The 14,223-nt window shown below is 64.6% G+C and carries 14 protein-coding genes; 1 reads left to right on the top strand and 13 read right to left on the bottom strand.

The annotated features are described in order from the left end of the window. Positions 1-11 precede the first annotated feature (11 nt). The 8 genes from CK221_RS00245 to CK221_RS00280 form a co-directional block, all read right to left on the bottom strand. Positions 12-365 (bottom strand): nuclear transport factor 2 family protein, encoded by a 354-nt coding sequence (locus CK221_RS00245; protein ID WP_066988871.1) that lies wholly within the window; start codon positions 363-365, stop codon positions 12-14. Positions 366-471: 106 nt separating this feature from the next. After that, complete coding sequence (locus CK221_RS00250; RefSeq protein WP_095776228.1) at positions 472-1,449, bottom strand: 2-dehydropantoate 2-reductase; 978 nt, start codon at positions 1,447-1,449, stop codon at positions 472-474. Continuing rightward, a complete protein-coding gene (locus CK221_RS00255) occupies positions 1,449-2,978 on the bottom strand; it encodes an acyl--CoA ligase (protein ID WP_095776229.1) in 1,530 nt (509 codons plus the stop codon). Before CK221_RS00255 ends, CK221_RS00250 begins: the two co-directional genes overlap by 1 nt. 50 nt (positions 2,979-3,028) lie before the next feature. Then, positions 3,029-4,615, bottom strand: coding sequence for a gamma-glutamyltransferase (gene ggt / locus CK221_RS00260; protein WP_095776230.1), 1,587 nt, complete (start codon positions 4,613-4,615; stop codon positions 3,029-3,031). Positions 4,616-4,639: 24 nt separating this feature from the next. Beyond that, on the bottom strand, positions 4,640-5,440 hold the full coding sequence (locus tag CK221_RS00265; RefSeq protein ID WP_067327792.1) for an ABC transporter permease: 801 nt from the start codon (positions 5,438-5,440) through the stop codon (positions 4,640-4,642). Then, positions 5,437-6,360: an ABC transporter permease gene (locus CK221_RS00270; protein ID WP_095776231.1), complete on the bottom strand. Its 924-nt coding sequence runs from the start codon at positions 6,358-6,360 to the stop codon at positions 5,437-5,439. The genes CK221_RS00265 and CK221_RS00270 overlap by 4 nt, the downstream gene beginning before the upstream one ends. After that, positions 6,357-7,436: an ABC transporter ATP-binding protein gene (locus CK221_RS00275; protein ID WP_095776653.1), complete on the bottom strand. Its 1,080-nt coding sequence runs from the start codon at positions 7,434-7,436 to the stop codon at positions 6,357-6,359. The genes CK221_RS00270 and CK221_RS00275 overlap by 4 nt, the downstream gene beginning before the upstream one ends. A 74-nt stretch (positions 7,437-7,510) precedes the next feature. Further along, the gene (locus tag CK221_RS00280) at positions 7,511-8,551 is read right to left on the bottom strand and encodes an ABC transporter substrate-binding protein (RefSeq protein WP_067327790.1); all 1,041 of its coding nucleotides are present in this window, start codon (positions 8,549-8,551) and stop codon (positions 7,511-7,513) included. A gap of 226 nt (positions 8,552-8,777) precedes the next feature. On the opposite strand from CK221_RS00280, the gene CK221_RS00285 reads away from it, so the two are divergent. Beyond that, positions 8,778-9,479 carry a GntR family transcriptional regulator gene (locus tag CK221_RS00285; RefSeq protein ID WP_066988885.1) on the top strand — a complete coding sequence of 234 codons (702 nt, stop codon included), beginning with the start codon at positions 8,778-8,780 and terminating at the stop codon, positions 9,477-9,479. Between the two features lie 9 nt (positions 9,480-9,488). Here CK221_RS00285 and CK221_RS00290 read toward each other — a convergent pair whose 3' ends face one another. The 5 genes from CK221_RS00290 to CK221_RS00310 form a co-directional block, all read right to left on the bottom strand. Beyond that, a complete protein-coding gene (locus tag CK221_RS00290; protein ID WP_095776232.1) occupies positions 9,489-10,574 on the bottom strand; it encodes an ABC transporter ATP-binding protein in 1,086 nt (361 codons plus the stop codon). After that, a complete protein-coding gene (locus CK221_RS00295) occupies positions 10,564-11,166 on the bottom strand; it encodes a cupin domain-containing protein (RefSeq protein ID WP_095776233.1) in 603 nt (200 codons plus the stop codon). Before CK221_RS00295 ends, CK221_RS00290 begins: the two co-directional genes overlap by 11 nt. A 206-nt stretch (positions 11,167-11,372) precedes the next feature. Beyond that, positions 11,373-12,443 carry an ABC transporter substrate-binding protein gene (locus tag CK221_RS00300; RefSeq protein ID WP_066988891.1) on the bottom strand — a complete coding sequence of 357 codons (1,071 nt, stop codon included), beginning with the start codon at positions 12,441-12,443 and terminating at the stop codon, positions 11,373-11,375. 27 nt (positions 12,444-12,470) lie between these two features. After that, positions 12,471-13,292, bottom strand: coding sequence for an ABC transporter permease (locus tag CK221_RS00305; RefSeq protein ID WP_067327787.1), 822 nt, complete (start codon positions 13,290-13,292; stop codon positions 12,471-12,473). Beyond that, positions 13,289-14,176, bottom strand: a complete 888-nt coding sequence (locus CK221_RS00310) for an ABC transporter permease (protein WP_095776234.1) — start codon at positions 14,174-14,176, stop codon at positions 13,289-13,291. Before CK221_RS00310 ends, CK221_RS00305 begins: the two co-directional genes overlap by 4 nt. Positions 14,177-14,223: the final 47 nt, after the last annotated feature.

The following is a 14,223-nucleotide window of genomic DNA, read 5'->3' on the forward strand; positions in this document are numbered from 1 at the left end:
GCCGATCGGCTTCAATAGTAGAAGCGCTCTTCGCTGATCTTGCCGTTCTTGACCGTATAGAGGCCAACCTCATCCATTTTGACGCGTTCGCCGGTAGATTTGGGCGTCACGTCAAAGGTGAAGCGCAAGGCGAACTGGTCGCCATTGACGTAGGGGCCCTCGATCGAGCCGCCGTGAACCTCATGGTTCGCTTCCCACCATTCGCCCTTCTGCTTTACGGCGTCCCTGCCGCTGCAAACGGCCATGGGCCCTTCCATCGCCTCGTAGCTGACGATGTTGTCGGCATTGTATTTCGCGGCAGCGCCGCGGTTGTCGCCCTGCTTGAGGAGTTCGGTGAAATGCTTGGCGACTTCGGCAGTGGTCATGATTTCCTCCCGGTTTGGACAGACCCAGATAGGGAGCTCCCTCGTGACCTGCCATCGCCGAAGCGTCGGTAGCTGACAAATCGTGTCAGGATCGAATGCCGGTCTGCTAATAACACCCGCGCTCGATCGCCAGCCGGCGCACCAGCGCCAGCACGGTGTCGATGGCCGGCGTCGGCTGACCGGTGAGGCGGCCAAGCTCCTGCACTGCCGTGACCAGCGCGTCGACCTCCATCGGGCGGCCGCGTTCGAGGTCCTGCAACATCGAGGTCTTGTGCTCGCCGACATCGCCGGCGCCCTTGATGCGCCGGTCGACGGGGATCAGGAAGCGCACGCCGAGGCGCTCGCCAATCGCCTGCGCCTCCAGCATCATGGCGCGGGCGACGGCCCGCGTGCCTTCATCGGCGACGATCGCCGCGAGCGTGCTGCTGGTCAGCGCCGAGATCGGGTTGAACGAAAGATTGCCCCAAAGCTTCACCCAGATTTCCGAACGTATGTCCTCGCGAACCGGCGCCTGCAGCCCGGCGTTGACCATCTCGCGCGCCAGCACACTCACCCGCTCGCTCTTTTCGCCCGAAGGCTCGCCGAGCGAAAAGCGCGTGCCCTCGACATGGCGGATCCGCCCGGGCGCATCGACCTCGACGGCCGGATAGACGACGGAGCCGATGACGCGCCCAGGCCCGATGGTCTCCCAGATCCTTCCGCCGGAATCGACCGCATCAAGCCGCGTGCCTTCGAGCGCGCCGCCGGCCTTGTAGAAGTACCACCAAGGCACGCCGTTCTGCATGGTGACGACGGCTGTCCCCTCGCCCAGCAGCGGTGCAATCTCGCCCAGCGCCGGCGCCAGAGAATGCGCTTTCAGCGCCACCACCACGTAGTCCTGAACGCCGAGCTCTTCGGCCGTGGCCGCTGCCCTCACCCGCGCGATCGTCTCCTTGCCGTCCTCGATCAGGCGTAGGCCGTCGGCCTGGATCGCTTCGAGATGCCCGCCGCGCGCGACGATCGACAGATTCACGCGGCCGGCAATCGCCAGCTTGGCGGCGAGATAGCCGCCGATGGCGCCGGCGCCGAAGACTGTAATGCGCATCAGCTCAAACCGAGTTTTGCCGCGAGGCCTATGCGCTGCAATTTGCCGGTGGCACCCTTCGGGATCTCGTCCAGGATCACCACCTTGCGCGGCACCTTGAAATCGGCGAGCCGAGTCGCGGCAAAGCCGCGAATGTCGGCCTCGCTGGCGCTCTGGCCTTCCCGCAGCACGACAGCGGCAGCCACTTCCTCGCCGAGCTTGTCATGCGGCATGGCGAAGGTGACGACCTGCGCCACCGCCGGATGATCCATCAGCACGCCATCGACCTCGAGCGGAGAGATCTTTTCGCCGCCGCGATTGATGATCTCCTTCAGCCGGCCGGTAACGCGCAGATAATTGTCCTCGTCCAGCACGCCCTGGTCGCCGGTGTGGAACCAGCCATGCGCGAAGGCGCTGGCGTTGGCGTCCGGATTCTTCTCGTAGCCGGCGGTGACGTTCGGGCCGCGAATGACGATCTCGCCGATCTCGCCGGGCTCGAGCAGCCTTCCATCCGGCGCCATGACGGCCACTTCCGGTCCGGCCGAGGCTCCGACGCTGCCCGGCTTGCGCAGTCCGGGTGGCAGCCGGTTGGACGCCATCTGGTGCGCCGCCTCGGTCATGCCGTAGGCCTCGATCACCGGGCAGCCGAAAGTCGCCTCCAGCTCTGCCATGACCTGCGCCGGGAGTGAGGCCGACGACGAGCGGATGAAACGCAGCTTCGCTTCGGCCAGTTGCTCGGGATTGCGCGCGGCGCGCGGCAGGATCGCCTGGTGCATTGTCGGCACCGCGGTATACCAGGTTGGCTTCGCTTCGGAGAGCCATTGGAAAAAGCGCAGCGCGTTGAAGCCCGGCGTGCAGAAGACGCTGGCGCCGGCGGCGAGCGAGGACAGCACCGCCGCGATCAGCCCGTGGATGTGAAACAGCGGCATGATGTTGAGGCAGCGGTCGGCCGAAGTCAGGCCCAGCGTGGCGCCGATATGCGCGGCCGAGGCGGCGAGGTTGGCGTGGCTGAGCGGCACCAGCTTCGGCCGCGATGTAGTGCCGGAGGTATGCAGAAGGAGAGCGGTGTCGCTGTCTTCGGCCAAGCCGGAGGCAACCGGCGGCCCGACCGGGCCGCCCTCGATGGTGAAGATGCCGGCCGGCGCGCCTTCAGGCACCGCCAGCCGCAGCACCGCAATGCCGAGGCGTTCGGCAACTTCGACCGAGGGTCCTTGCTCGTCCTTGCCGACAAGGATCGCCTTGACGCCGATGTCGCTGAGATAGAAATCGAGCTCGTCGGCCCGGTAGGCTGGATTGAGCGGCGCGGTGGACGCGGCGGCGGCGACCGCGATGAAGGCCGTTGCCATCTCCGGGCCGTTCGGCAGCACGATGGCAACGCGGTCGCCACGGCCGATGCCGAGCGTGTTGAGCCGGGTCACGGTCTCTTGGATCAGACGGCGCAGCCCCCCATGCGAGAGGACTGTCCGGTCGGGCGCGGCGATGGCTGGCGCGTCTTCGGCGCCGGGCGCGAGGCGATGAGCAAGATCAAAGGGATTTTCGCTTGTTGTCATGGTTCCAGACTATGTTTCGAACGATCGGCCTATGTCCAGCAAAGGGCTGCTCAATATCCGAGCGCCAAGCCGTCCTTGCGCGGATCGGAGGCGCCGGTCAGCGTGCCTTTTTCCCAATCGATGAGCACCGCCTGCCCGCCGCCGAGCGGATGGTCTGGCTCGACAACACGATGGCCGCGGCGGCGCAGGCCTTCGATCGTATCGGGACGCACGCTTCGCTCGGCTTCCACGACGTCGTGATTGTAAAAGACGCGCGGCGCATCCAAGGCCTGCTGCGGATCCATGCCGAAGTCGATCATGTTGGTCAAAAGATGGACATGGCCGAAGGGCTGATAGCCGCCGCCCATGACGCCGAAGGGCATCACGGCACGGCCGTCCCTCACCATCATGCCCGGCATGATCGTGTGCATCGGCCGCTTGCCCGGCGCTATTGCGTTCGGATGCTTCGGATCGAGCCGGAACGAAGTGCCGCGGTTCTGCAGCACGACGCCGGTCTTCGGACCGACGACGCCGCTGCCGAAGGAATAATAGGTCGAGTTGATGAAGCTCACCGCATTCCGGTCGCGGTCGACGACGGTGATGTAGACCGTGTCGCTGCCCGGCAAATCGACGCGCGGCAAATGCGTCATGGCGCGTTCCCGGTCGATCTCGGCGCGCAGCCGGTCGGCATAGGCGATGGAGAGGAGTTCCTTCACCGGCACCGCAACGTGATCCTGATCCGCGAGCAGGTTGTCGCGGTCGCGATAGGCCAGCCGGCCGGCCTCGATCTCCAGATGCAGGCGCTCTGCGCCATTCGGTTCAAGCGCGCCGAGATCGAAGCCTGAGAGCACGTTCAGCATCAATAGCGCGGTCAGGCCCTGATTGTTCGGCGGCATCTGGTGGATGTCATGACCGCGATAGGAGGTGCTGACCGGCGTCTTGTAGTCGCCCTTCGTCGCGGCGAAATCGTCCAGCGTATGAAGGCCGCCGAGTTGGCGAAGCCGACCGACAATGTCTTCCGCAACAGCGCCTTGGTAGAAACCGGCGCGGCCGCGCTTAGCGATGATGCGCAGCGTTTGCGCCAGTTCCGGCTGGCGATGCACATCACCGGGCTTTGGCGGCTTGCCGCCCGGGAGGAAAATGCGCGCCGCCACTTCGTCGGCCGACAGGTCGGTTTCCGGATCCTCCCAGTCAAAGGCGACGCGGTCGTGCACGACATAGCCGTTTTCGGCATAGCGGATCGCTGGCGCCAGCGCGTCGGCGATGCCCTTGCGGCCATGGTCCTGCAGCAGCCTGCACCAGGCATCGACGGCGCCAGGGACGGTGACGGCGTGAGGACCCTGCTTCGGAAGCTCGCTGAAGCCGTTCTCCAGATACCAGTCGACGGTTGCTGCCTTGGGCGCACGGCCCGAGCCGTTGAAGGCGATCACATTGCCCTCGCCTTTCGGGCAATAGAGCACGAAGCAGTCGCCGCCGATACCGGTCGACTGCGGCTCGACCACGGCTTGCACGGCCGCGGCGCAGACGGCGGCGTCCATCGCATTGCCGCCGGACCGCAACATGTCGATGGCGGCAAGTGTGGCGAGCGGATGCGAGGTCGCGGCCATGGCTTCGGTGGCGCGGACCGGCGAGCGGCCTGGAAACTGGAAATCACGCATTCTGTTCGAGGTATCCCTGTATTCTCAACGTCCGCGGCCGAAAAGCTGGGCGGCGGACAACAAGACGATCGATAGCACGATCAGGCAAGTCGAAATGGCGGCAATCGTCGGATCGATCTGGTCGCGCAATGCATTGAACATGCGGCGCGTCAGCGTCGTGGTCTCACCGCCCGAGATGAAGAGCGACACCACCACCTCGTCGAAGGAGGTGATGAAGGCAAAGAGCGCGCCCGAGACGATCGAGAAGCGCAACTGCGGCATGGTCACCTGGAAGAAGGCCGCGAAGCGGCCGGCGCCAAGGCTGCGCGCCACCATCTCCTGGTTCATATCGTAAGAGCGCAGCCCCGACAGGACGGTGAGCACGACCAGCGGCAAAGCCTGGACGGTGTGGGCGATGACGAGGCCGGTCAGCGTGTTGTTGAGGCCGATGCGGGCATAGAGGAAGAAAGTGCCGATGCCGATCAGGATGACCGGAATGATCAGCGACGCGGTGAGCAGCGCATTGATGGCGCCGGTCAGCCTGAGCGTGCCGGCGTTGATGGCATAGGCAGCTGCGGTGCCGAGCGGCGTCGCCACGATCGCGGTCATCACCGCCACCTTCACCGAGACAATGGTTGCGTCGCGCCATTCGACGGAACCGAAATAGCTCTCATACCAGCGCAGCGACCATTGCTCGGGCGGGAACTGCAGCAGCGTCGAGCCGGAGAAGGACATGATGACGATAATCACCGAGGGCGCGATCAAAAACAGCATGACGAGGCCGCCGAGCAGATAGAGCCAGAGGCGTTGCCAATGCGTTATAGGCAGGCTGCTTTCCGCGCTCATCGCTGGCTCCAAACGCCGGTGGCGCGCGCGCCGAGCAGCCACTGGAACAAGCCGAGCAGCGCCAGCGTGACGGCAAGCAGCACGACGCCGAGCGCAGCACCCGCGCCCCAGTTCGAGTAGAGGCTGGTCGCCTGCTCCATGCGCATCGCCCACATGATGACCTTGCCGCCGCCCATCAGCGCCGGCGTGACGAAAAAGCCGAGGCAAAGCACGAAGACGATGACCACGCCAGAGGCGAGGCCCGGCAGCGATAGCGGGAAAAAGATCTGCCGGAAGGTGGCGGCGGGGCTGGCGCCGAGATTCATGCCGGCGCGCAGGCAGTCGACATCGATGGTCTTCATCGAAGCATAGAGCGGCAGCACCAGGAAGGGCAGCATGATGTGGGTCATGCCGATGACGACGCCGGCGAAATTGTTGGCGAGCGGCAGCGGCTGGCCGATCACGCCGAGATCGATCAGCCAATTGTTGATCAGCCCCTTGCGCTGCAAAATGACCAGCCAGGCATAGGTGCGCACCAGCACCGAGGTCCAGAACGGCAGGATGACGAAGATCAGGCAGATCGAGGCGGCGCGACGCGGCAGCTGTGACAGCATATAGGCCAGCGGGTAGCCGAACAGCACGCAGGCGCCGGTGACAACAAAGGCAACCTTGAAGGTGGTCGCGAAGGTCTTGATGTAGGACGCCTGCTCGAAGAAGCGCGCGTAATTGGCGAGGCTGAGCTGGCCGCTCTCGTCGAACAGCGACAGCCAGAACAGCCAGCCGATCGGCACAATAATGACGGCAAAGACTAAGAACAGCCCGGGCGACAGCAGTGCCAGCAGTCCCAGCGCCTGGCGCCTGGCATCCGAGCGCAACGCCCTGGCGTTGAGTTCCCCGTCCTGCCGGACGGCGTGACCAAGACTGGCGGACCCGATGCTCATTGATCCGTCACCAGCACGACGTCCTGGGCATCGATGCCGAGCGTGATCGGCTCGCCCGGCGCCGGCAGCTTCGCCAGCACGTCGCTGCGACAATAGTCGCGCAGCGTCACCTGGCGGCCGTCGCGAAGCGTCGCGTAGCAGATGAAGCTGTCGCCCTGATAGATGACATCGCCGACCGTTGCCGGCAGCGCGTTGACGGGACGTGCCTGATCCGCGTCGGCGAGCCGCAATTTCTCCGGCCGCACCACCATCAAGTGCCGACCGGCGGACGGCGCCGGGTCATTCATGCGCAGCTTCCGATCCTCATACCAGACGCTGCCGTTGCGGCATTCGACCGGGATGAAATTGGATTCGCCGATGAAGCCGGCGACGAACTTCGTCTTAGGCCGGGCGTAGAGCACCTCGGGCTGGTCGATCTGCTCGATGCGCCCGGCATTCATGACCGCAATGCGATCGGACATGGTGATCGCCTCGCGCTGGTCATGCGTGACGTAGACCGTCGTCATGCCGAGCCGCCGATGCAGGTTGCGCAGTTCGATCTGCATGTGCTCGCGTAAGCCTTTGTCGAGCGCCGACAGCGGCTCGTCCATCAGCACGATGCGCGGCTCGAAGACGATGGCACGGGCCAAAGCCACGCGCTGGCGCTGGCCGCCGGAAAGCTGGTCGACGCGGCGCTCGCCGAGACCTTTCAGCTGCACCAGGTCCAGCGCCCGCTCGACACGCTCGGCCGTTTCCGCCGCCGATACGCGCCGCTGCTTCAGCGGAAAGGCGATGTTGTGGAAGACGTTCATGTGGGGAAATAGCGCATAGTTCTGGAACACCATGCCGATGTTGCGCTTGTGTGGCGGCATGGTGATGATCTCCTCGCCGCCGACCTTGATCGAGCCGGCATTGGCTCGCACAAATCCGGCCAGGATCATCAGCAGCGTGGTCTTTCCCGACCCCGACGGACCGAGCAGCGTCAGGAATTCACCGGCCGCGACATCGAGGCTGAGATCGCTCAGGATGGAGAGCGCCCCGAAGCGCTTCTCGATACCATGGATGCCGATGGGGAGCGCTGACGGCGCAAGAGACAAGAGCATCTCCTTCAACTCCGGATCATTGATAACGGGGGAGCAGCGACTCGGCGCGCCGCTCCGCCCCGCAGTCGTTATTGCTGGATCAGGTTGTTGAACTTCTCGGTCGCCTCGACGAGGTTGTCGCGCCAGAACTCGGGATCCTGAAGCACCTGCTTCTTGACGTTATCGGGCGCGGAGTTGATGTCCTTGATGCGCTCCTGCGGGATCTTGCCGGTCTCGAAGGCCTTCTCGTTGGCCGGGCCGTTGTCGACATAGAGCGGCAGATTGGCCTGGAGGTCGGGGCTGACGAACTTGGCCAGCGCTTTCATCGCGAGGTCCTTGTTCTTCGAGCCCTTCGGGATGACCATGCAGTCGGCGGTAAGCACACCCTGGTCGAAGGAGAAGCTGACAGGTGCGCCTTCCTTCCTCAGGGTGCCGGCGCGGCCGTTCCAGATGCTCGCCATATCGACCTCACCGTCCTTGACGAGCTGCATGGCCTGCGCGCCCGAGGTCCACCAGGCGTCGATGTGACCCTTGACCTTGTCGACGGATTGCAGCGCGCCGTCGATGTCGACCGGATAGACCTTGTCGATCGGAGTGCCTTTGGCGAGCGCCGCGACGCTCAGTGTCTCCGTCGCCTGGCTGCCGGAGAGCGCCCGCCGGCCCGGGAACTTTTCCACGTCCCAGAAATCGGCCCAGGTCTTCGGTCCCTTGTCGCCGAAAACATCGGTCCGGTAGATCAGCACGACGGACGTGTAGGAGATGCCAACCCAGTCGTCATGGACGAGCTTCGGGTTGATGCCGCTCTTGTCGATGACGTTGTAGTCGAGCTTTTCGAACAGGCCCTCCTTGGAACCGCGCGCGCATTCGTCGGCGCCAAGCTCGGTGATGTCCCATTTCACCGCATTGCCGGTGACCTGCAGGCGCACGTCGTCGAGGCCGTTGGTGGTGTCCTGCTTGATGGTGATGCCGAGTTCCTTGGCCGTCGGATCGAAGAAGGCCTTGGTCTGTGCCTCCTGATAGGTGCCGCCCCATGAGGCGACGGTGATGGTGTCGGCGGCCGAGGCCGGAACGGCGGCCGAGGCCAGCAGGCCGGCTACGGCCAGACCGTGAATGCAAAGTCTCTTCGTCATTTTCGCTTCTCCAACCGGTGTTCCCATTATCGTTGATTTGGTATGCGAATTTGTATACAATTTTGAGTGTAATTCTCCGGAAGCCGATGTCAACATGTGCCGAGCGTTTTTTGGGCGGCGATGAGTTGAGGCTTTGGGGCGGGAGCGTTTGATACGGCCCTGTTTCAAGCAGGAGCCAAAAGGCACTAGACTGCGAATCCGTGACTGACCGTTGGAGGCGGGACGCTTGAGCAAGGAGAGAAAGAACACGCTGCGCGATTCGGTGTTCGAGAAGCTGAAGGCGTTGATCATCACCGGCCAGATCCCGCCAGGCGGCCGCGTGACCGAGAACGAGATCGCCGAGCGCCTGAAGGTGAGCCGCACGCCGGTGCGCGAAGCCTTCAACCGTCTCGAGCGCGACGGCCTGGTGATCGGACGTCCGCGCCAGGGCTATATTGTTGCCGAGTTCAACCTGACCATGTTCCGCGAGGCCTTCGACATTCGCGAGCTGCTCGACGGGCGCGCGACCGAGCTGGCAGCGGCGAACGCGACCGCCGCCGACAAGGCGCGGCTGCGCGACATGCTCGCCGAATGCGAACGGCTGGCGGCAATCCCCGACCGCAGCACACGAGAGAAATTCGAGGAGCTGCAGGTCGGCATCGATCTGCACCGGGTGATCGCCGAGATCAGCGGCAACGAGATGCTGCACGGCATGCTTTGCGGCATCCTCGACAAATGCCAGCAATATGTGTGGACCGAGCTTCTGTGGCTGGACGAGTGGAAGCTCACCCGCGAGGAGCATACGGGCATCGTCGACGCGATCTGCGCCGGTGATGTCGCTTTGGCCGGCGAGCGCGCTCGCGCGCATGTGCGCGGCTCGCGCGAGAACATCCTGCGCCTGCTGCAGGCCAAGTCCGATTATCAGGGCTTTTTCGCCAAGGCTTCGTGAGGCCGGCGATCAGTTCGAGAGCACAGGGCAGTTGGCGCCACGCCGCAGGCTGATGTGCGCTACGTCGCCGATGCTGAATCGAAAACCGTCGGCGCGGCGTGGGGCATCGATGACGATTGCAGTCCCCTGCCCCAGTTCGGCGTGAAGGCGCAGCGTGCGACCGTGGAAGACGATGCCACTCACCCGGGCCGGCGCGGTGCCTTCGGCGGCCTCGGTGGCCGCCACAAGATCCTCCGGACGAACGCCGATGGTTCGTGCGTCGCCGACAGCCGGTATCTCGCCGGTTTCCGGTATGGCCACCAGCGGCAGCTCGCCGGCGGTAAAGCGCAGCCGCTCGCCGTCGCGCCCGACAAAGCGTGACTGCAGGAGATTCATCGTGCCGATGAACGAGGCGACGAAGCGGGTCGCCGGACGGTCGTAAAGCGTCGCGGGCGGCGCGATCTGCTCGATACGGCCTTTGTTCATGACGACGATGCGGTCGGAAATCGACAGCGCCTCGGTCTGGTCGTGCGTGACCATGACGAAGGTGGTGCCGAGCCGGGACTGAAGCCGCTTGAGCTCGACCTGCATCTGCTCGCGCAGATGCGCGTCGAGGGCCGACACCGGCTCGTCGAGCAAGAGCACACGCGGCTCGCAGACGATGGCGCGGGCAAGCGCGACGCGCTGGCGCTGACCGCCCGACAGTTCGGAGATGCGGGCGCGCAGCTTGTCGGCTAGGCCGACCATGTCAAGCGCCTGACCGACGCGCTTGGCCTGCTCGGTACCGGACAGTTTGCGCAGCGAGAGGCCGAAGCCGACGTTCGCCGCGACGTCCATATGCGGGAACAGCGCATAGTCCTGAAAGACGGTGTTGACCGGACGGTCGAAGGGCCTCAGACCGGTGATGTCACCGCCTTCGAGCAGCACTTTGCCGCGGGTCGGGCTCTCGAAGCCGGCGATGACGCGCAGGCTCGTCGTCTTGCCGCAGCCTGAGGGGCCGAGCAGGGTCAGGAACTCGCCCGCCGCAATGTCGAGATCGACCGCATCGAGCCCGACCACGCCGCCCGGGAAGACCTTCGAGACGTTCTCTAGACGAACGAGCGCGTCAGGCGCCATCGCGCACCTCGGAAGGTTTTGTCGTGTTGACCCACAGGATCTGACAGCGCCCGGCGCCCGGATTGCGGAAGGCATGCAGCAGCGTGCTCTTGAAGCCAAAGCTGTCGCCGGCCTTCAGCACATAGGCCGTGGCGTCAACCACCAGCTCGACCTCGCCCGTCATCACGAAGCCGAATTCGTGGCCGGCATGGGCATAAGCTTCGGCGGTGCCGCCGCCGGCCTCGACCGTCACCAGCATTCCGGTGAGTGTGGCGGCGGGCGGCGACAGCAGCGCCTTGGCGATGCCCTCGGACTTGACCGGGATTGCGCGCCGCTTGTCGGCGCGCACGCAGTAGAGGTCGTTGACCGCTTCATCGCCGTCGGCGATCAGGGCCGAGGGCTCGATGTCGAGGGCGGCGGCCAGCGGCCAGATCACCTTGACGCGCAGCGAGGACATGCCGCGCTCGATCTGGCTGAGCGCGCCGATCGATATGCCGGCCTTGGCTGCGAGCTCGGCCAGCGACAGCTTGCGCTCGAGCCTTAGCGCCCGCACGCGCCGGCCGACACGCACGTCGGCATCGTCCTTCGGTTTTGCCTCGTCAACAATGTCCATCAAATAGTCCTTGTTGTCTTTCCACCGGTGCGGCGCAGCGCCGCCAGGCTCCCCCTTCTCCCCTTGTGGGAGAAGGTGTCGCCGAACGCGACGGATGAGGGGTGTTCCAGCGAAGTAAGACGTCGGCGTTCCCTGGATCACCCCTCATCCGTCTCGGCGCTGCGCGCCGATCCACCTTCTCCCACAAGGGGAGAAGGCAAGTGCGCTCAGCCGCCGGCTTTCACCTTCTCGAACATCTTGGCGACGTCGTCGTTCTGCTTCATCGGTCCGGTGAAGATCGTGCTCTTCAGCATCACGTCGGGATCCGCCGGCAGCTGCAGCTTGTCCAGCTCGTCTTTCGACACGCCGGCGAAGGCGGTCGAAAGCGAGCTGCCATAGCCGTAGGACTGGATGAGGTACTTGCCCGAATCGGCGTCGAGCCGGCTGTTGATGAAGTCATAGGCGAGATCGACGTTCTTGGCGTCCTTCAGCATGACGAAGCCGCAGGCCCAGGTGAGCATGCCTTCCTTCGGCTTCATGAACTCGACCGGCACGCCCTGCTTCTTCAGCGATGTGGCCGACGCGTTCCAGGTCATGGCGGCGACCAACTGGCCGCTGGCCAGCGCCTGCTCGACCGAGGTCATGTCGGTGGTGTAGCTCGACAGCAGTGGCCGCTGCTCGCGCAGTTTCGCCGCGACTTTTTCCATCTGCTCCGGCGTCATGTCGAAGGGGTTCACGCCTGCCAGAAGTGCCGCGACGATCGGCGTGTCATGCACGGCGTCGATGGTCGCCATGCGGCCGGCATATTGCTTGTCCCACAAAAGGTTCCAGCTCGCCTCGGGGTTCTTGACCAGATCGGTGCGGTATAGGATCGAGGTGTTGCCCCAGTCCCACGGCACCATCCAGACCTTGCCGTCGCCGGCCTGCAGGTCGGGCAGGTTCTTGAACACCGGGAAGATCGAATCCCAGTTCTTGATGCGCTTGGTGTCGATCGGCTGCAGCAGGCCTTCCTTGTTCCAGCGCGCCACCTTGTCGTAGCAGGGATGGGCGATGTCGGGCCGGAAGCCGGCCTTGACCTTGGTGAAGGCATCGTCGTCATCGCCGAAGATCGTGGCCTCGACGCCGTCCGGATGCGCGGTGAGGAAGCTCTTGTTGAAGTCGGGCAGCTCGTAGCCCGACCAGGTGAAATATTGCAGCTTGTCGGCAGCCAAAGCGACGGTCGACGACAGCGCCAGGGCGAGTGCGGCTAGGCCCGCGCGGGCTTTGTATCCCGTGATCGATTTCAGGTGGACTGTCATTTTCGTTCTCCTCTTTCTTGTTGTGGTTCAGGCTGGATTGCGGCGCGCGGCGCCGAGGCCGCGATGGCGCAGGATCTCGGCGAGGGTGGCGATGACGAAGGACACGGCCAGGATCACCGTTCCGAGCGCCATCACCGTCGGCAGCGAACGCGGGAAGCGCAGTTGGCTCCAGATGTAGAGCGGCAGCGTCGGCTCGGTGCCGGCGAGGAAGAAGACGACGATGAACTCGTCGAAGGAGGTCAGGAAGGCGAGCATGAAGGCCGACAGCACCGCCGGCAGGCTGAGCGGAAGCATGACGCGCCGGAACGTTGTCCAGTCCGACGCCCCAAGGTCGAGCGCCGCCTCGCGAATGGTCTTTGGGATCGCCGCGAATCGGCTGCGCATCACCACCACCGTCGTCGGCAGCGCCACCAGGATATGGCCGAGCACAATTGCGACGCGCGACGGGCCGAGGCCAATGAGATTGACCAGGATCAAGAGCGAGATGCCGACGATGACGCCGGGGATCAGGATCGGCAGCCGGGCTATGGCACTGATCGTAGCCGCGAGCGGCGAGCGGCCGTAGAGGTCCATATAGGAAACGGTGATGCCGCATAGCGTTGCCCCCGAGGCAGCAACGACACCGATGACGAGACTGTTGGCCAAAGCGCCGGAGAGCGCCGGATTGCCGTAGAGGGTCTCGTACCAACCGAGCGTGAAGCCCTGCAGCGGAAACGCCGCCTGGATGGAATCGTTGAAGGAAAACAGCGGGATCAAAAGGATAGGCAGATAGAGGAAGACGAGATAGGCAAGCACATAGAGGCCGAGCCAGCGGCCGCCCGCATTTGCCTCTTTGCGCGCCGCGCTCATGTGCGGCTGCCAAACCGGCGGTCGGCGCCGCGCGCGACCAGGACCACGCACAGGATGACCAGCATGACGCAGACCGAGAGGGCCGCGCCGAACGGCCAGTCATTGGCCTTGCCGAATTGCGACTGGATCAGCGTGCCGATCATGGTGCTGGCCGGGCCGCCGACCATAGCCGGCGTGACATAGTCGCCGACGGTCGGCACGAAGACGACGAGAGCCGCCGCCAGTACGCCCGGCATCGAATTGGGCAGCACGACGCGGCGGAACGACGTGAACGGGCGCGCGCCGAGATCGGAGGCGGCTTCGAGCAGCGATTTCGGGATGGTATCCAGCGCCACGTAGATGGGCAGGATGGCGAAAGGCGCGTAGGCGTGCGCAAGCGTCACCACCACCGCCGCCGGCGTGTTGAGGAAGGCGAGCGTCGGCTCCGACCAGAGACCGCTTTCGATGAAAGCCGAGTTCAGCACGCCGTTGTAGGCAAGCACGATCTTCCAGGCAAAGACGCGCAAAAGGTAGCTGGTCCAGAACGGCAGCGTGACCAGGAAGAGCAGCAGGTTGCGCCGGCGGCCGGCATGGAAGGCGAGGTAGTAGGCGACCGGATATGCAGTAGCGACGGTGGCGAGCGTCACCAGGCCGGCGATGACCAGCGAGCGCAGCGTCACCGTCCAGTAGAGCGGATCGGTGGCCACAGTTACGAAGTTTGCCGCCGTCAGGCCGGCGCCGAGCAGCGAGCCGTCGTTGCTCCTGAAGGCAAGGAAGAGCACCAGGCCGAGGGCAAAGAGGATGAGGAAGAAAGTGACCAGCCCGCCGGGCAACAGCATGGCAAAGCGGAAGACCGGCGAGATGCGGGTTTCCGGCGATGGCCGCGCTGCAACGATGGTGGACATCTGCTAGCTGCCCATCGGATTTTTGAAATCAGCTAATGATTTTTCAT

The sequence above is a fragment of the Mesorhizobium sp. WSM3868 genome, from assembly GCF_002294785.1.
Taxonomy (GTDB): Bacteria; Pseudomonadota; Alphaproteobacteria; order Rhizobiales; family Rhizobiaceae; genus Mesorhizobium.